The 17,740-nt window shown below is 60.3% G+C and carries 16 protein-coding genes; 10 read left to right on the top strand and 6 right to left on the bottom strand.

The window, feature by feature from the left end; translation table 11 throughout:
* Positions 1 to 21: 21 nt before the first annotated feature.
* Positions 22 to 1,584, bottom strand: a complete 1,563-nt coding sequence (gene tssA / locus D8U82_RS06860; RefSeq protein ID WP_024014827.1) for a type VI secretion system protein TssA — start codon at positions 1,582 to 1,584, stop codon at positions 22 to 24.
* A gap of 699 nt (positions 1,585 to 2,283) precedes the next feature.
* On the opposite strand from tssA, the gene tssI reads away from it, so the two are divergent.
* The 5 genes from tssI to D8U82_RS06835 all read left to right on the top strand — a co-directional run bounded on the left by tssI (position 2,284) and on the right by D8U82_RS06835 (position 8,719).
* Complete coding sequence (gene tssI, locus D8U82_RS06855) at positions 2,284 to 4,308, top strand: type VI secretion system tip protein TssI/VgrG (RefSeq protein ID WP_016772497.1); 2,025 nt, start codon at positions 2,284 to 2,286, stop codon at positions 4,306 to 4,308.
* Complete coding sequence (locus tag D8U82_RS06850) at positions 4,305 to 5,153, top strand: DUF4123 domain-containing protein (RefSeq protein ID WP_110599794.1); 849 nt, start codon at positions 4,305 to 4,307, stop codon at positions 5,151 to 5,153. The genes tssI and D8U82_RS06850 overlap by 4 nt, the downstream gene beginning before the upstream one ends.
* Before the next feature lie 20 nt (positions 5,154 to 5,173).
* Positions 5,174 to 5,941, top strand: a complete 768-nt coding sequence (locus D8U82_RS06845; protein WP_241663578.1) for a hypothetical protein — start codon at positions 5,174 to 5,176, stop codon at positions 5,939 to 5,941.
* A complete protein-coding gene (locus D8U82_RS06840) occupies positions 5,938 to 8,268 on the top strand; it encodes a lipase family protein (protein WP_130901932.1) in 2,331 nt (776 codons plus the stop codon). Before D8U82_RS06845 ends, D8U82_RS06840 begins: the two co-directional genes overlap by 4 nt.
* Positions 8,269 to 8,362: 94 nt before the next feature.
* Complete coding sequence (locus D8U82_RS06835) at positions 8,363 to 8,719, top strand: hypothetical protein (protein ID WP_071172084.1); 357 nt, start codon at positions 8,363 to 8,365, stop codon at positions 8,717 to 8,719.
* A 97-nt stretch (positions 8,720 to 8,816) separates the two neighbouring features.
* On the opposite strand, the gene D8U82_RS06830 is transcribed toward D8U82_RS06835, so the two are convergent.
* From D8U82_RS06830 to D8U82_RS06820, 3 genes are all read right to left on the bottom strand, one after another.
* On the bottom strand, positions 8,817 to 9,092 hold the full coding sequence (locus tag D8U82_RS06830; RefSeq protein ID WP_003213368.1) for an HU family DNA-binding protein: 276 nt from the start codon (positions 9,090 to 9,092) through the stop codon (positions 8,817 to 8,819).
* A 190-nt stretch (positions 9,093 to 9,282) separates the two neighbouring features.
* Entirely contained in the window at positions 9,283 to 10,431 is a 1,149-nt protein-coding gene (locus D8U82_RS06825; RefSeq protein WP_130901931.1) for an FAD-dependent oxidoreductase, read from the bottom strand.
* Between the two features lie 20 nt (positions 10,432 to 10,451).
* Positions 10,452 to 10,619 (bottom strand): rubredoxin, encoded by a 168-nt coding sequence (locus D8U82_RS06820; RefSeq protein ID WP_016772491.1) that lies wholly within the window; start codon positions 10,617 to 10,619, stop codon positions 10,452 to 10,454.
* 201 nt (positions 10,620 to 10,820) lie between these two features.
* Here D8U82_RS06820 and D8U82_RS06815 point away from each other — a divergent pair, with 201 nt between their 5' ends.
* Both D8U82_RS06815 and ubiA read left to right on the top strand, forming a co-directional pair.
* Positions 10,821 to 11,381 (top strand): chorismate lyase, encoded by a 561-nt coding sequence (locus tag D8U82_RS06815; RefSeq protein ID WP_122612777.1) that lies wholly within the window; start codon positions 10,821 to 10,823, stop codon positions 11,379 to 11,381.
* Positions 11,381 to 12,271, top strand: a complete 891-nt coding sequence (ubiA, locus tag D8U82_RS06810) for a 4-hydroxybenzoate octaprenyltransferase (protein WP_130901930.1) — start codon at positions 11,381 to 11,383, stop codon at positions 12,269 to 12,271. Before D8U82_RS06815 ends, ubiA begins: the two co-directional genes overlap by 1 nt.
* 115 nt (positions 12,272 to 12,386) lie before the next feature.
* Here the strand turns inward: ubiA and D8U82_RS06805 are convergent, their stop codons facing one another.
* Entirely contained in the window at positions 12,387 to 12,770 is a 384-nt protein-coding gene (locus D8U82_RS06805) for a hypothetical protein (RefSeq protein ID WP_073470882.1), read from the bottom strand.
* A 151-nt stretch (positions 12,771 to 12,921) separates the two neighbouring features.
* Between D8U82_RS06805 and phoB the strand changes: the two genes are divergently transcribed.
* The 3 genes from phoB (at position 12,922) to D8U82_RS06790 (ending at position 16,500) form a co-directional block, all read left to right on the top strand.
* Complete coding sequence (gene phoB / locus D8U82_RS06800; protein WP_007896474.1) at positions 12,922 to 13,611, top strand: phosphate regulon transcriptional regulator PhoB; 690 nt, start codon at positions 12,922 to 12,924, stop codon at positions 13,609 to 13,611.
* Between the two features lie 138 nt (positions 13,612 to 13,749).
* Positions 13,750 to 15,036 (top strand): phosphate regulon sensor histidine kinase PhoR, encoded by a 1,287-nt coding sequence (gene phoR, locus D8U82_RS06795; RefSeq protein ID WP_241149644.1) that lies wholly within the window; start codon positions 13,750 to 13,752, stop codon positions 15,034 to 15,036.
* A 123-nt stretch (positions 15,037 to 15,159) separates the two neighbouring features.
* Complete coding sequence (locus tag D8U82_RS06790) at positions 15,160 to 16,500, top strand: hemolysin family protein (protein ID WP_016772486.1); 1,341 nt, start codon at positions 15,160 to 15,162, stop codon at positions 16,498 to 16,500.
* Between the two features lie 172 nt (positions 16,501 to 16,672).
* Here D8U82_RS06790 and D8U82_RS06785 read toward each other — a convergent pair whose 3' ends face one another.
* Entirely contained in the window at positions 16,673 to 17,569 is an 897-nt protein-coding gene (locus tag D8U82_RS06785) for a M23 family metallopeptidase (protein WP_130901929.1), read from the bottom strand.
* Between the last annotated feature and the right edge of the window lie 171 nt (positions 17,570 to 17,740).

Genomic DNA, 17,740 nt, shown 5'->3' with positions numbered 1-17,740 from the left:
TTGCGGTTGTGGCCCTGGGGCCTATTCGAGTACCACTTCGAGGTCGAGGTGGCACAGCCTGCGATAAATCTCTTCCTTGCTTTCACGTACGGCGTGGTTCTGCGGCAACAACTCGCAGCAACTGTGCAGCAGGTGCAGCACTTGCAATGCAAGATCGGGCTCCCAGGCGTGCAGGCCTGAGTCCTGTAATGTCTGATCGAGGGTTTCGAGCTGGTTCTTGGCCAGTTCGTATTTCTTGGCCAGGAAACACAGCCGCGCGAGGGTGAACTGCCAGAAGAAGCGTTCGCGGCCACCGTGGGCCGATTGCAGACCCTGCTTGAGAATCTGCACGGCCGGCTTCAAGCCTTCCTTGCGCAGGATCGGCTGGACTTCCTCGAGGGCTTTTTCCCACGCCGGCTGGGTTTCGACGTTCTCGCTTTCGACCTTGCGCGGCGCGCTGGCGCTTTGCAGGTGCGGCATGACGTTGGCGGCGATCCACGCCCGGGTGGACGGATCGGCAAACGGCGCGCCGTCATGGAAGCGCAACTCGATGATGCCCGGCAGGCGCTGAATCAAAAGCGCGAAGTGGATTTCCACTTCGCGCATGGCCAGCTCGGCGTTGAGGTTCTGGAGACATTCCCAGACCATCCTCTGGCCATCGAACCAGAACGGCGCCTTCGCCAGGCTCGCCTCCAGTTCCACCAGCAGGTCGGCGTATTTGCCCTGATCGAAACGGTCCTGATAGAGCTTGAGCTTTTCCAGCGGCAGACCGCGCAGCACGGTGATCTGCTCGGCGTTGCGCTCGGGCACCGCGTCGATGGTCATCCACAGCAGCGTGCGATTGAGGCGCAGGGCACGCAGGTCGGTGGCTTTCTGTTTCAGCCACCAGGCACACAACGGGCGCGCGCTTTCCTGCTGGGCGCGCAGGGCTTTGTGCGCATCACGTTCGTTGTCGATCGGCGCGCCGGGGGTGAGCAGCTGGGTCGCGGCCTGCTTGACCTGCGCCACCGCCGCGCCCACCACGCCGGGCGCCGGCTGGTTGTCGGCGGCGCGCTGAATCATGGTTTTCAGGCGGCGGGAGATCGGCAGCAGCAGCGGCGCGTCATCGCCCAGATGCTCAGTGCACGCGGCCTCAAGGCCGGCCAGGTGCTCGGAGAGCTGCCGGAACATCGGCAACTGCTCTTTGATCGCAATGTTTTCGGTGATGACCTGCTCGAGACGCGGCACCAGCCAGCCGATCGCGGCGGCACGGGTGCGGGGTTTGAGCGGGTGAACGTCGGCCCAGTTGTTTTCCGACAGATGGTGCAGCAGACCGAGGCCGGCGAGCAGCCCGGGGAAGGATTCGCGCTGGTACAGCGACCAGGTCAGCCAGGCGCCGACACGCAGATCCTTGGATTGGGTACGCAGCAGATTTTCGCTGTTTTCGCGGATTTTCAGCCAGTCGATCTGCCCGCTTTCGTGCATCGACGAAGCCTTGGCCAGCTCACTTTCCAGCGCCTCGAACTCGCTCGAAAAACGAACGTCTTCGCCCGCGAAATTCTCTTTGGAAACAGAGACTTTTGCGAGTTCGAGGTAATGGGCGGAAAGTTTGCTTGAGTAGGACATCCATGGCCTTTATTAAGGATTACAGTCATGCGCGCGAATGGAGTTTCAGCAACGCGGGACAGTATCGAAGAGCAGTTCAGCGACTCATCCAATTGAGATGTGCTCTTTCAAGTGGGCGCATCGTAATCACTATGATGGCCACTAGCAAGCATCTGATTAAACAACAAGACGAACTGTTCATTGCGGTCTGTAGGAGATCGCCCTATATGTCGCAGGGGTTTCCCTGAGGCCGTTTATTAACTGGCGGATTTTACCAGCCCCCGGCAAACCCTTGACCCAGAGCCCTGCGCCGCAGCCGGGCGAGTTTACCTGACGCTCGTATCCTCGAGCGGCGTGCAGCATGCCAAATTCAAAAAAAAATAGAAGTAGGACACTTCCGAAAATAGCTGGTTTGCCTCAACAAGTTTTCCGCGACAACGATCAACGCAAAAAGTGCCACTATAATGATGGCATTTCATTATTCTGAAACTTTCCCGCGCCAACAAACACTGCCAACTCGATAGTTATCGAAGCCGCGTCCTTCAGATAGTTCTCGCATCACGACCAAGACTTCCACACCGGAATACTCTGACAAATTTCAGGGATACTTCTTACATCAATTAGTTTGCCGCGCCGCTAGCTTGCCCTGGCCACTTTTCATGCGCGGCGATCAGGGAGGACAGCATCGCGCTTTGACTCACTTTGCTTAAGGACAAGCCCATGTTCGGCAAAGGCCACTGCGCGCCATTCTCTCTGCATATCCCCGCCATTCGTCACGACTTCAAGGTGCTCGCGTTCACGGGCACCGAAGCCATCAGTCAGCTGTACGCATTTCGCCTTGAGCTGGTGAGCGAGCACGCGGATTTCGATCTGGAAAGCTTGCTCAGCCAACCTGCGTTTCTGCAGTTCGGATCAGCGGGCGAAGGCATTCACGGGCGGATCGAAAACGTCATGCTCGGCGAATCAGGCCAGCGCCTGACCCGTTATGAACTGACACTGGTACCGGCGCTGCATTATCTGCAACTGAGCCACGACCAGCGGATTTTCCAGCAACTGACCGTGCCGCAGATCATCGCGCAAGTGCTCAAAGGGCATGGCATCCAGGCCGATGACTTCACGTTCAATGTCGCCGCCGGTGAGCCTCGTGAGTACTGCACGCAGTACGGCGAAAGCGACTTTTTGTTCATTCAGCGTCTGTGCGCCGAAGAGGGTATCGCCTGGCACCATCAACATTCGCTCGACGGGCACTTACTGGTATTCAGCGACAGCCCGGTGTTCGCACCCAAATTGGGTACGACAGCCTTTCGGGTTGATAGCGGCATGGTTGCCGAACACCCGGTGGTCAACCACCTGACCATGGGCTTCAACACCCGTACCAGCACCGTCACCCGCCGTGACTATGACCTCAAGCGGCCAAGCCTGCTGCTGGAAAGCCGCTTCACCGCAGAGTTCACGCCGGCTCTGGAGGAGTATCGCTATCCACTGTTGATGAAGTCCGAGAAGCACGGCAAACAGCTGGCGCGTCAGGCCTTGGAGCGCCATCGCAGCGACTATCAATGGATTGAAGGCAAAAGCGATCAGGCGATTTTGCGCAGCGGTCACTTGTTCGAGCTGAGCGAACATCCCAGGGCCGAGTGCAACGAGTTGTGGCTGTTGGTCAGTCTCAGTCACGAAGGCAAGCAACCGGCAGTGCTCGAAGAGGCTTTCAGCAGCGAGGCGAAACCTGCCGATGGTTTTTCCCAGGGCTACCGCAATACCTTCAGGGCCATTCCCGCAGAAGTGGTTTTCCGCCCGCCTTTGCCCGCGCCAAGACCCTTGCTGGTCTGCCAGACCGCGCGCGTTACCGGGCCTCCCGGAGAGGAGATCTTCTGCGATGAGTACGGCAGGGTTCGTGTCGAGTTTCCCTGGGATCGCGCTGAACGCAACAGCGAAAAAAGCAGCTGCTGGTTACGCGTAGCTTCCAGTTGGGCAGGTGACGGATTTGGTGCGGTGACCATTCCCCGGGTCGACATGGAAGTGGTCGTGACCTTCCAGGAAGGCGACCCGGACCAACCGCTGATTACCGGCTGCATCGCCAACAAGGTCAATGCCGTCGCCCATCCCTTGCCGGCGAGTAAAACCCGCACGGTATTACGCAGCCAGAGCTCACCGCGCAATGGCGGCTACAACGAACTGTCGATCGAGGATCGCGCCGGGCAGGAGAAGATCTACCTGCGCGCGCAGCGCGACCTTGAGCAACTGATCCTCAACGACAGCCGCAGCCTGATCACTCGAGACCGCCATGAGCATGTCGGCAATGACAGCACCAGTCTCATCGAGGGCAAGGATTCGCGCACTCATCAAGGACTGCGAAGCACAGTAATCAACGCCGACGACTTGTTGCAGGTCAGCGGCACCAGCAGCCAGACCTTGGGCGCTCTGGTGATCCAGGCCGGCCAGCAGGCGCATGTCACGGCAAGCAACGTGGTGATCGATGCCGGCATGAGCCTGACGCTGTCAGCGGGCGGTCATCACATCGTGATCAATGCCGGCGGGATTTTCAGCAGCGTGCCCATCGTTCAGGGCGGCGCGCCACTGCCGGGTCTTGCACCGCTACAACCGCTGCAAGTTGAGGCCGGCCTGCCAGCTGCGATCAACGCCACGCCGCTGTCGATCGTCAACAGTGCCCGCCAGCAGGCAGCGGATTTTTGCCCGCTGTGCGAAGCCTGCGCAGCGGGTCAGTGTGAGCTGGGAGAAGTCGCATGAGCCCGGTCGAACAATGGTTGCACGCTCAGTCCCGCGCCGGCTGTGAACTGTATCTGATGCTCGACACCGAGGGCCAAAGCGCAGAGCACGCTGCGTTGACCCGCGACCTCGGTACCGAGCGGTTTCGTCCGCTCTACAGCGGCACGCCGGCCGAGTCGCTGGTGCCGACCGGCCCGCTGCTGTTGCAAATCGATACGGCGCAGCATCCCGCCATCCAAACCTTGCTCGCCACGCCCGAGCGCAATTGGGGCTGGCTGGCCAGTGCCCGTCACGTCGAACTTGACGCGCTGGCGGCGCACTGGCGCGAGCGCCTGATAACCGGCGAACGCCCGAATCAGGCGGTGTACCGCGTGCATGACAACCGGGTTCTGGGCCGTGCGCTGGCGCACCTGCAACCCGAGCACCGCGCGGCGTTTCTCGGGCCATTCAACAGCGTCTGCTATTGGCACGCAGAGCGATGGAACGCCATCGACAACCCGGACCCCGGCCACCACCCGCTGCCGATGGATCCGCCTTGGCTGCACACGCCGACCCCGGAGCTGATCTACGCCAACGTGCTGTTCGACAACACCCGCCGTTACCTGGTCGGCGAACACACCGAAGCCATGGCCACGCTGGCCGAACAGCTCGACGTCGATGAGTGGCTGTGGGGCCTGATTCAACTGACGCACTTGTGGGGCTGGCAGCAACCGGAGCAAGTGCATTTCTTGCTGACCCGCAGTTTGCAGTTACCGGGATATCGGCCAGGCAAATCATGGCTGCCCAAACCCGGTGAAGATCCGGCGATGCATTTTGAGCGGGTATATCAGGAAGCGTTGTATTGGCAGGGAGAGGTAGGACGATGAGGAACTTGAAACGAGGGTTGATGCTGAGTGGTTGCCTGGGATTGCTGGTGGGTTGTACGACGGTGAAGACCCCGAACACGTTTACGTTTGTTCCGGATTTTCCGCCCGGATTCAAGTACGACCTGACGGCCACCTATGTTCCGGCCAAGGGCCAAACATGCACCGTGCCTGGCGGGAGAAACACTCAGCTGGGATACAACAAAACCAATATGAAGTACGAAGGGACTTCCGAGATCCCGCTGTACAGAACCGTAAGCGAATGTCCTCTGGCGCTGAATTACATCGAGATCAAGGTCATCGGTATTTATGGTTCAGGACGAAGCAACTTCAGCTATGACTACGCCTCGATTGCTGTACGTCCGGAGTTGTTGGAACGACAGATGGATAGTTTCAGAGATGACGAGACAGCTGAGTTCTTTGGTGAATGCATGTGGTCTTTTCGCACGGTGGGCCCGAAGCGTTATCTGATCAAACTGCTGACCTGCAAAAAAATGGATGCACAGGGCAATGTCGGGCGGAGCCGTCCTTTCACGGCGTACACGCTGACTCAGCTTTCGGGAAAAACGGTGACTCTGAAAATCCAATTATCTGAGCGGGAAAAGCCCGCTTTTGGTGACACGTGGGTAAAAGTGCCCGGCGGATGGAAGCGCTGCATGGGGAAAGCCTTTGAGGATCAGGATGCGTTCTGTTTCGGCAATTACAAAGACTTCAGCACATTCAGGATGGTAGACGAGCGCATCTGCACTATTTACCCCGATTGCACTGAAAACAAGGATCAGACCCCATGAGCATTGAGCCGACAGATTCGGGCATTGCGGCCTTTATGCAAGGCAACATCCACGCCTGCCCAAGACGCGGACAAGCCACAAGTTTTCAATTGGTGGACGAGTTCGGTGATGGCAAACCCTACGCCGGTTTGACCTACGAAGCCGTCGATTACGAAGATATTGTTTATACCGGCAAACTGGATTCCTCGGGCTCCGGAAAAGTTCTTGATCATTACTGCGGTCCCGTAACCCTGAAGCTCAGTCAGTTTTATCAGGGTAAAGAGGAAATATATGCGCGACTGAAGGAACGACCGCACTACCCTCTTCCCATCACCGAACTCCAAGTCCGCGCCGAAAAAACCCGCTTCTTCCACAAAACAGGCACTCGCACCCAGGCCAACCCCGCCAAGGACCTGTCCGAAACCGATGCGTACTGCCAGGTCGAAGTCAGTGAACTGGTAAAACACATCGCCCACCTGCCGCCGCTGGCTGCTCGTCGCGACCCTCCGAAAAGGGCGGCGCACAAGCTCATGCGATCGGCGGCGAAGTCCAGAGACTTCACGCTCGTCGATAAAACTTCTGCGGATGGCGGACTGCACACAATCTTGAGTGCGGCGGAGATGGCCACCGTCGAACTGGGGTTTTCCCCGCCGCCGCCCAAGGGCGTCGCGCTGTTGCCGAACAAACATCATGTGCTGGAAGTACGTCCGATGAGAGCGCTACGGCCAATGCTGTCGACAGGCGAAGCGTTCTGCGCGCTTAACCTTTATCAGCTGTCGGTGATGGCGACGCTGAGCTACACCGATTTCGGGCAGGAACCCAACACTCAACCGGTGCAGACCGACACGGTAAGCTTTACGCTACAGCCCAGCAGCGGCAACTGGTTCGGCCACGCGCTGCCGCAGTTCGATGAGTTGTGGAAGGTCGATGACTCACAATCGCAGAAATACTATCCACTGTATGAAGACGTGCCGTATTCGAAACGCCTGGAAGTGGTGCCGTTTGACCCGAATCTTTACCCCGAAGTGAATGACCCCGCGTTAGGGAATCAACAAGAACACCCCGCCAGACTGCATTTTTTCGATGATCGCAAACAGGTCGAAAGCACGGACACTCAGGCTTTCATCTGCCACCACGACGAACTGATCCTGATCAGCGTGCGAGGTACCAGTGAGATCTGGCCCGACGGCCGGCGTGACGGCGATGCCTATCAGGTTCCCTTTGCCGAAGGCGAAGGCAAAGTGCACCGCGGTTTCTACGGTGGCGCTTTGGCGGCTTATCCATTTATCGTGACTTATCTGGAAAAATTCTACAGCGGGCAAAAGCTGCTGATCACGGGTCACAGTCTGGGCGGTGCAGTTGCATTGATCCTGTCCGAGATGCTGAGACGCAACCTGGAGTTCTCCCCGCAAATCGTGCTCTACACCTACGGCGCCCCCCGCGCCGGCGACACTACCTTCATCGAAAGCGCCCAGTCGCTGGTTCATCACCGCATCGTCAATCAGAACGATCCGGTACCGAGCGTGCCGGCGACCTGGATGAACACCTTTGCCAAGCCTGGGCCGATGTACGCAACCAACGCCGTGGTGCTGGGCTTCAACCCGGTCGCCGGCCTCGGCCTGCTGATCTGGGGAATCATCAATTTCTTTGGCGACGACTATGGGCATCACGGTGCTTTGCGCCATTTCATGCCCGTTGAGTTCGACAACGACCACCGATCCTCGCTTCTCTGGGAGCCGGGTTGCAGCACGATCGTCGATCACGGCTGCGCCAAGGCCCTGCGCGCTACCAACGGCTTGCCCGAACGCGGATCGTTTTTGCGGCAGTTGTTCTCCGCAGGTCACCACTCAATGGTCGGCAGCTACATCCCCGGCTGCTGGGCCAGCTTGCGCCGTTGGCAGGAAGCACTGCAGCTCAAGCGTTCGCTGGTGACCAATCGCGAATACGAGTGGATCAGCAGCGCCCTGGAGAATATTCAGCAACAGCTGCGGGCCGTTAAGCGCGATCTGCAAAACAACCGCCGTTCTTACGTGCGAGAGCAGGAGCGCGTGCACAAGACGCTGATGCTCAATCAGGAAATAGACAAAATCAGCATGACCAAGGCCCACCTGACAGCGCTGCGCAGTCAACGGGTCACTGAGACCGACGTTTACGGCAGCTATGCCGACCAGCCCGAATGGGTCGAGGAAGGTCTGCTGCGCTGGAACGCCCACCCTGAAAACCTGGTTCAGGAGCAACTGGCGATGATCCCGCCAGCCGCTGAAGACCACGACGCCGCTATCGCCGCGATGACCGGTGGACATGCAGTTGGCGCGCCGTTTCATCTGGATATTGATTCGATTGTGTAGCGCCTGAACAACGGGCGGGCAAAACATGGCTGTGCCAGAATCCAACGCTCGAAAATGCGATCCCTCTACTACAACTGCCAAGGAGCTTCATTTCATGGAACTGAAACCACTGTTTTTCGCCGCGCTCATGTGGCTGCCCATCACCCACGCGTCAGCGGAAACCCCACCATTGGACGGCCATTACTACCTGACCGGCGCAATGGAAATGGGCGCCGAGTTGCTGTTGCGAAAGGACGGCACCTTTGATGCCGGTGTGGCGTATGGCAGCGCCGATGGCTTTGCCAAAGGCACCTGGAAAGTCGAGAACCAGACAGTAGTGCTGGAAAGCAAAACCAAGCCTGCCTCCAACAGCGATCTGGGCGGACTGTTCCAGGACCTGCAACTGGCGATCGAGCCAAACTGCCTGGCCGTGGATTTCGGCAACGGCAAGGCCTGCTTCCGACGCCAGTAAGCCAACAGACAGCCACAAAAAATGGGCACCCGACCGCAATCGGTGTGCCCATTTCTCATTTGCGGTTCTCCCCGTCATTCAGGGGAGCACGCCGCCATCAAGGATTGACGCTGTCTTTCAACGATTTGCCTGGCTTGAACGCAACGGTGTTGCTGGCCTTGATCTTGACCGGCTCGCCGGTCTGCGGGTTTTTGCCGGTGCGGGCGCCGCGGTGGCGCTGCAGGAAGGTGCCGAAGCCGACCAGCGTCACGCTGTCCTTGCGGTGCAGGGCGCCGGTGATTTCTTCGAGGACGGCATTGAGGACGCGGTTGGCCTGTTCTTTGGTCAGGTCGGCCTTTTCGGCGATTGCAGCGGCGAGTTCTGGTTTACGCATTAGTGAAGCCCCTTTGACGGTTTTTTGTTGTTATGTCCGTGCTGTTCTCGTTGGAACAGCGCCCAAGGCGCCGCAGGCTCTACTCTGCGGCAGACGGGAGTGAGAATGGCACGCCGCCAACGGCGGCGCCAGTCTCCCCAAGACCTTTGTCGGGGCAAAAGAGCGGTGTTTGCGACAGAACGACCGGCATTTACGCCAGCAGCGGCGGCAGCTGTTTGTTCAGGGCCAGTTTTTCCATGACCGCCCCGCCGGTCAGGGCGTAACCGAGCAACTGACCGTCGGCACTGTGGCACAGCGCTTTGATGTCGGCGCCCTGCCCTTCGACGCTCCAAATGCCTTCGCTGCCCCGTGGCGGCGGCGAAACCACCAGCGGGCACACCGGGGTTTTCACGGTGATCGGCATCGGCCCGTAGCTGACCGGGGTCGGGTTTCCTGCGAGGGTTTGCGCCAACGCGCGCGCGCAACTCATCAGCGGCATCACGTAGAGCAGATTGAGCCCGTCGACTTCGGCGCAGTCGCCCAATGCGTAAATATTGGCGTGGGACGTCTTCAGGTAACGATCGACCATCACGCCGCGATTGATCTGCACGCCGGCAGCCGCTGCCAGATCGATGCGCGGGCGCAGGCCGATCGCCGAGACCACTACATCGCACGGGATGATCTGACCATCGGACAGGTGCGCTTCGAGGCCATCGGCGACTTTCTGCAGCCGGGTCAACACCGGGCCGAGGTGAAACTTCGCCCCGATACTTTCCAGCCCGGCCTGCACGGCCGCCGCAGCGGCGGGATGCAAGAGCATCGGCATGACCTGTTCGCACGGCGCGACCAGTTGCACTTCGTAGCCGCCGAGGATCAGGTCATTGGCAAACTCACAGCCGATCAGCCCGGCGCCGAGCAACAACACCCGACGCTTGCCCGCCGCTGCGGCACGGAAGCGCGCGTAGTCTTCGAGATCGTTGATCGGGAATACCAGTTCCGCGCTGTCGCCTTCGATCGGCACGCGCACGGTTTCCGCGCCCCAGGCCAGAATCAGGTCGCGATAGGGCACGGCTTCTTCACCGATCCACAAGCGTTTGTGGCCGGCGTCGATACCGCTGATGCGCGTGTGGGTGCGCACCTCGGCTTTCAACTGCTCGGCCATGGCGCCGGGTTCGGCCATGCTCAGGCCGTCGGCGTCCTTGTTCTTGCCGAAACCGGTGGAGAGCATCGGCTTGGAGTAAGAGCGGCCGTCATCGGCGGTGATCAGCAGCAGCGGGGTTTCGCTGTCGAGCTTGCGAAACTCGCGGGCCAGGTTGTAGCCCGCAAGCCCGGTGCCGATGATGACGACTGGTGCGCTCATGCCTTACTCCTCTGATTTGCTTAGTTGATTTCGATCATTTCGAAGTCCATCTTGCCGACGCCGCAGTCGGGGCACAGCCAGTCTGCCGGTACGTCTTCCCAGCGGGTGCCCGCCGCGATGCCGTCATCCGGCCAACCATCGGCTTCGTTATAGATCAGGCCACAGACGATACATTGCCACTTCTTCATTCAGGTACTTCCTCAGGGTTCAGGCCTAGTGCCGGCGCGGACGGTCGATGGGTGCTGCGTTGCCATCCGGCTCAGGGCGTTTTGTACTGAGGGTGCCGCGCAGATGCAAGCCTGTTCGGCGCAACGGCGGCCGGCGCCGCTCAATCCTGTCGCCCGCCATGGTAAGCTCGCCGCCTCATTTGCGGCCAATAATGACTCATTGTGCAACATTCAAATGCCTGCCCCGCCCCGCTCTGGCTGACCCAAGACCGCCTGACGCCCCGCCCCGATCCGTTGACCCTGGACTGGTTGTTCGACGAAGGTTCGCTGACCCGCCGTTTGACCCGTTTGTCCGAGGATGGCTTCAGCGTGTCGCCGCTGTTCGAAGGCTGGGACACCTTGCGCGCTGATGAATGCGCGGCACTGGAGCTGGCCGAGGGCAGCGAAGGCTGGGTGCGTGAGGTGTATTTGCGCGGCCACGGCGAGGCCTGGGTGTTTGCCCGCAGCGTTGCCTCGCGGGCGGCCCTGCAAGGTGATGGTTTGCACATGGATGAACTGGGCAGCCGCTCGCTGGGCGAATTGCTGTTTTGCGATCGGGCGTTCCAGCGCCGCGCCATTGAAGTCTGCCACTACCCTGAACAATGGTTGCCGCCAGCGGTGCAAGCCCCTGAGCTGTGGGGCCGGCGTTCGCGTTTCGACCGTGGCGCGCTGAGCGTGCTGGTCGCGGAAATCTTCCTGCCGAGCCTGTGGGACGCCGCCCGCGCCCATCCGGAGAACTGCTGATGTATCAGAGCCTGCTCAAGTCCCTCAACCGTCTGAACCCACGCGCCTGGGATTTCGTTCAGTTGACGCGCATGGACAAGCCGATTGGCATTTACCTGCTGCTGTGGCCAACGCTGTGGGCATTGTGGATTGCCGGCAAGGGTTCGCCGTCGCTGGCCAACATCGTCATCTTCGTCCTCGGCGTGGTGCTGACCCGTGCCGGCGGTTGCGTGATCAACGACTGGGCCGACCGCAAGGTCGACGGCCATGTCAAACGCACCGCGCAACGGCCGCTCGCCGCTGGCCGGATCAGCTCGAAGGAAGCGCTGGTGTTCTTTGCCGTACTGATGGGCATCAGTTTTCTGCTGGCGCTGTGCACCAATGCGCCGACGATCTGGCTGTCGCTGGGCGGCTTGGCGCTGGCATTCACGTATCCGTTCATGAAGCGCTACACCTACTACCCGCAAGTGGTGCTGGGGGCGGCGTTTTCCTGGGGCATGCCAATGGCCTTTACCGCTGAGACCGGCGAGTTGCCAGCAGCGGCGTGGTTGCTGTGGATCGCCAATCTGCTGTGGACGGTGGGTTATGACACTTATTACGCAATGACCGATCGCGATGACGACCTGAAGATCGGCGTGAAATCCACGGCGATTCTGTTTGGCGAGGCGGATCGGGTGATCATCCTCAGCTTGCAGGCATTGTCGCTGGCCTGCCTGATTCTGGCCGGGTCGAAGTTCGAGCTGGGGATCTGGTTCCACCTCGGCTTGCTGGTGGCTGCCGGGTGTTATGCGTGGGAGTTCTGGTACACGCGCAGCAAGGACCGTATGCGTTGCTTCCAGGCCTTCTTGCACAACCATTGGGCAGGGTTGGCGATATTTGTCGGGATCGTGCTGGATTACGCGCTGCGCTGATGCATGACACCTGTGGGAGCGAGCCTGCTCGCGAAGGCGTCATGTCAGTCACCTCTGCGACAACTGACACAACGCTTCGCGAGCAGGCTCGCTCCCACAGGGTTTTGGACCGTGGTTATTTGGCCTTGGCGACTTTCCAGGCGCCGTCCATTTTGCCGTCGCCGGTCATGTCGCCGGCCTTCTTGTCCATCACGAAGGTGTACAGCGGCATGCCCTGGTAGGCCCACTGCTTGCTGCCATCATCACGAGTGATTACCGTCCAGTCCCCCATCGACTTGTCATTCGCTGTCGCCATTAGCGGCGGCCAGTTTGCCGCGCACTTGTCATTGCACGCGGACTTGCCAGCGGAGTCCTTGGCGAAGGTGTACAGGGTCATGCCCTTGTGGTCGGTGTACATGCCGTCCTTCTCCATCGCCGGATCGGCCGCCATGGCCAGCCCCGGCAATGTCAGGGCGGCGGCCAGCAGCAGGGCTTTGAACGAAGCAGTCATCTGAGTCATGGAAACCTTCTTTTGTGGTTGTCAGGATTCGGACTTAGAGCTTAGTCGAGGATGGGTGCAAATGTTGCGCGCCTGAAATACTGTCACACGACTGCAATAATTCCGTTATCTAATGCGGCGCAAGACAGTTAAATGACAAGAGGATTAAGGCATGGTTGGCAGGAGCATTCTGATCGTCGACGACGAAGCGCCCATTCGCGAAATGATCGCCGTGGCGTTGGAAATGGCCGGCTATGACTGCCTCGAGGCAGAGAACTCGCAGCAGGCTCACGCCATCATCGTCGACCGCAAACCGGACCTGATCCTGCTCGACTGGATGCTGCCCGGCACCTCGGGCATCGAACTGGCCCGGCGCCTCAAGCGTGACGAGCTGACCGGGGACATCCCGATCATCATGCTCACCGCCAAGGGCGAAGAGGACAACAAGATCCAGGGCCTCGAAGTCGGCGCCGACGATTACATCACCAAACCGTTTTCCCCGCGTGAACTGGTCGCCCGCCTCAAGGCTGTACTGCGCCGCGCCGGACCGACCGATGGCGAAGCGCCGATCGAAGTCGGCGGCCTGCTGCTCGACCCGATCAGCCACCGCGTGACCATCGACGGCAAACCCGCCGAGATGGGCCCGACCGAATACCGCCTGCTGCAATTCTTCATGACCCATCAGGAACGCGCCTACACCCGTGGCCAGTTGCTCGATCAGGTCTGGGGCGGCAACGTCTACGTCGAAGAGCGCACCGTCGACGTGCACATCCGCCGCCTGCGCAAGGCCCTCGGCGACGCTTACGAAAATCTGGTACAAACCGTGCGCGGCACCGGTTATCGGTTCTCCACAAAAGCGTAAAAGCAGCTGCAAGTTTCCAGCTACAAGCGGCAAGTGAAAGCCGATCCGTTTTAGCTTGAAGCTTGCGGCTTGAAACTTGAAGCTGCGGCTAAGGACGCCCTCGTGAATCAAAACTGGCATGGCACCCTGATTCGCCACATGCTGTTGCTGGTCACCGCCTGCCTGGTGATCGGCCTGATCACCGGCTATTACGGCTGGAGCCTCGCGGCGGGTCTGGGACTTTATCTGGCCTGGACGCTCAAGCAATTGCTGCGTCTGCACGAATGGCTGCGCCAGCATCAACCCGACGAAGCACCGCCCGATGGCTATGGTCTGTGGGGCGAGGTGTTCGATAGCATCTATCACCTGCAACGCCGCGACCAACGGGTGCGCGGACGTCTGCAAGCGGTGATCGACCGGGTGCAGGAATCCACCGCCGCGCTGAAAGACGCGGTCATCATGCTCGATAGCGACGGCAATCTCGAATGGTGGAACCGTGCCGCCGAAACCCTGCTCGGCCTGAAGACTCCGCAGGACAGCGGCCAACCGGTGACCAACCTGGTGCGCCATCCGCGCTTCAAGGAATACTTCGAGCAGGACAGCTTCGCCGAGCCATTGGAAATTCCTTCGCCGACCAATGATCGCGTGCGCATTCAGCTGTACCTGACCCGCTACGGCAACAATGAACACCTGATGCTGGTCCGCGACGTGACGCGCATTCATCAGCTGGAACAGATGCGCAAGGACTTCATCGCCAACGTCTCCCACGAACTGCGTACACCGCTGACGGTGATCTGCGGCTATCTGGAAACCCTGCTCGACAATGTCGAGGAAGTGAACCCGCGCTGGAGCCGAGCCCTGCAACAGATGCAGCAACAGGGCGGGCGCATGCAGACACTGCTCAACGACCTGTTGCTGCTGGCCAAGCTGGAAGCCACCGACTATCCGTCGGACAACCAGCCGGTGCAGATCGACACATTGCTGCAATCGATCACCAGCGATGCGCAGCAGTTGTCCGGGGCGAAGAACCAGCGCATCAGCCTCGAGGCCAATGCCGCAGTGCTGCTCAAGGGCAGCGAGGCCGAACTACGCAGCGCGTTCTCCAATCTGGTGTTCAACGCGGTCAAGTACACCCCGGCCGAAGGCAACATCCGCATTCGCTGGTGGGGCGACGATCAGGGCGCGCACCTGAGCGTGCAGGATTCCGGCATCGGCATCGACAGCAAACACCTGCCGCGCCTGACCGAACGTTTCTATCGTGTGGATTCCAGCCGCAACTCCAACACCGGCGGCACCGGCCTCGGCCTGGCCATCGTCAAGCACGTGCTGCTGCGCCACCGCGCTCGCATGGAGATCAGCAGCGTGCCCGGCCACGGCAGCACGTTCACCTGCCATTTCGCCCCGGCCCAGGTGGCCAGCGCACGGGCGATCAGCGCCGCCGAGTGATGCCGCCCGGCACACGCCACTAGGCAATCGCACGGTCAGCCGCTACATTGGCTGACTTGTGCCTGCCTTTCAGGCGCTGTTTCTCCCCACTTTCGAATCACACGGAACCCGCAAAACTCCATCATGGACCCTTCCCCTGGCTTGTCCCTCGCGACCATTTTTGCCGACTTCGGCATGATCCTTTTTGCTCTGATCCTGGTGTTGCTCAACGGCTTTTTCGTTGCGGCGGAATTCGCCATGGTCAAACTGCGCTCGACCCGGGTCGAGGCCATCGCTGAACAACACGGCTGGCGCGGGCACATCCTGCGCACCGTGCACAGTCAGCTCGATGCCTACCTGTCGGCGTGCCAGCTCGGCATCACCCTCGCCTCCCTTGGCTTGGGCTGGGTCGGTGAACCGGCATTTGCGCATATTCTCGAACCGCTGCTGAGCGCGGTCGGCGTCGACTCGCCCGAGATCATTAAAGGCGTGTCGTTCTTCACCGCGTTCTTCATCATTTCGTACCTGCACATCGTGGTCGGCGAGCTGGCGCCCAAGTCGTGGGCGATCCGCAAACCCGAGCTGCTGTCGCTGTGGACGGCGGTGCCGCTGTACCTGTTCTACTGGGCGATGTACCCGGCGATCTACCTGCTCAACGCCAGCGCCAACGCGATTCTGCGTATCGCCGGGCAAGGTGAACCCGGCCCGCACCATGAACACCATTACAGCCGCGAAGAACTGAAACTGATCCTGCACTCCAGCCGTGGCCAGGATCCCAGCGATCAGGGCATGCGCGTGTTGGCTTCGGCGGTGGAAATGGGCGAGCTGGAAGTGGTCGACTGGGCCAATTCCCGCGAAGACCTGATCACCCTCGAATTCAATGCGCCGCTGAAGGAAATCCTGGCGATGTTCCGTCGCCACAAGTTCAGCCGTTATCCGGTGTACGACAGCGAGCGCCAGGAGTTCGTCGGCCTGCTGCACATCAAGGATCTGCTGCTGGAACTGGCCGCGCTGGACCACATTCCCGAGTCGTTCAACCTCGCCGAGCTGACCCGCCCGCTGGAGCGCGTATCGCGGCACATGCCGCTGTCGCAACTGCTGGAGCAGTTCCGCAAAGGTGGCTCGCACTTCGCCGTGGTCGAGGAGGCTGACGGCAACATCATCGGCTACCTGACCATGGAAGACGTGCTGGAAGTGCTGGTCGGCGATATCCAGGACGAACACCGCAAGGCAGAGCGCGGCATCCTCGCCTATCAGCCAGGCAAGTTGCTGGTGCGTGGCGATACGCCGTTGTTCAAGGTCGAGCGCCTGCTCGGCATCGATCTCGATCACATCGAAGCGGAAACCCTTGCCGGGCTGGTTTACGAAACCCTGAAACGGGTGCCGGAAGAGGAAGAAGTGCTGGAAGTCGAAGGCCTGCGCATCATCATCAAGAAGATGAAAGGGCCGAAGATTGTTCTGGCCAAGGTGTTGATGCTCGATTGATGGGAGTTTGGGGGGCTCTTGTGGCGAGGGGATTTATCCCCGTTGGACGGCGCAGCCGTCCCAAAACCATTGAATGCAGTCAGTTAGTACAGAGTTGCAATATTTGGGGCCGCTTCGTGGCCCAACGGGGATAAATCCCCTCGCCACAAAAACCCTCAACACCCTATCGCGCCTACTGCTTGCCCAGCGCAAAGTTGGGCAACGCCCCCAGCGGCTGGTTGAACTGATAGGGAATCGACACCAGCCCTTCGCCGGTATTGCGCTGCACCACGAAGTGCAGGTGCGGGCCGCTGCTGTTGCCGGTGTTGCCCGACAGCGCCAGCGGGCTGGCGACCTTGACCCGCTGGCCTTCGCGCACGCTCACCGAACCCTGTTTCAGATGCAGGTATACGCCCATGGTGCCGTCGTCGTGCAGCACCCGCACGAAATTGCCGGAGGCATCGGTGCCGCGCCCGCTCTGGGAGTTCTCGGTCTTGACTACCACTCCCGCTCGCGCGGCGATGATCGGCGTGCCCACCGGCATGGCGATGTCCATGGCGTAGCGGTTCTTCGGCCCATAGTGGCTGTACTGGCCGTTGGCGCCCTGGCTCAGGCGAAACGGCCCGCCACGCCAGGGCAGCGGATAGCGATAGCTCTGTGCGGTGCCTGCGGGGTCGCCCAGCGAATACTGGAACTGCGGCGAATACACCAGCGGCTGGTCACGACTGATCGCCGTCAGCAGCGCCAGCCGCGTGTTGCTGCGCGGTGGCAGCACACGACGGATCGCTCGCGACGGCGCGCCACGCACATTGCTCGTGCCGATGAAGGCCAGGGCAACCTCGACCGGCGCGTACAGATCGTTGCGCGCAAACACCACGTCGACGCCCTTCTGCTTCTTGATGTCCAGGTACACCTGGCGGTCGAGGCGCTCGACCATGCGGTCCTGAAACACGAACACTTTCGCGCCTTTGCTCGGGCGGTCGCTGTACGAGACCACGCCGTTGGCGTCGGTGGATTTGTAGATGGTCATGGCCATCGCCAGCTGGGAGGCCAGGCAGAGACCGCAGAAAAACAGCAGGCGCGCGAGCATGGGCAAAAGTCTGTCGAAGGAAGGCCTGGGAATCAGCCTAGCAGCTGAGACAGACCAGGCTAGTCGACAGATGTTTCAAAATGGCCAGCGCGGGAGATGGGTGGTGCTTTTGATGGCCCCTTCGCGAGCAAGCTCGCTTGTATGGTTAGACTTGAAGGGGTGGTGGGACGA

This window comes from Pseudomonas sp. Sample_23, from assembly GCF_004307595.1.
GTDB classification, from domain to species: domain Bacteria; phylum Pseudomonadota; class Gammaproteobacteria; order Pseudomonadales; family Pseudomonadaceae; genus Aquipseudomonas; species Aquipseudomonas atacamensis.
This window is presented reverse-complemented; position numbering and strand designations above follow the sequence as displayed.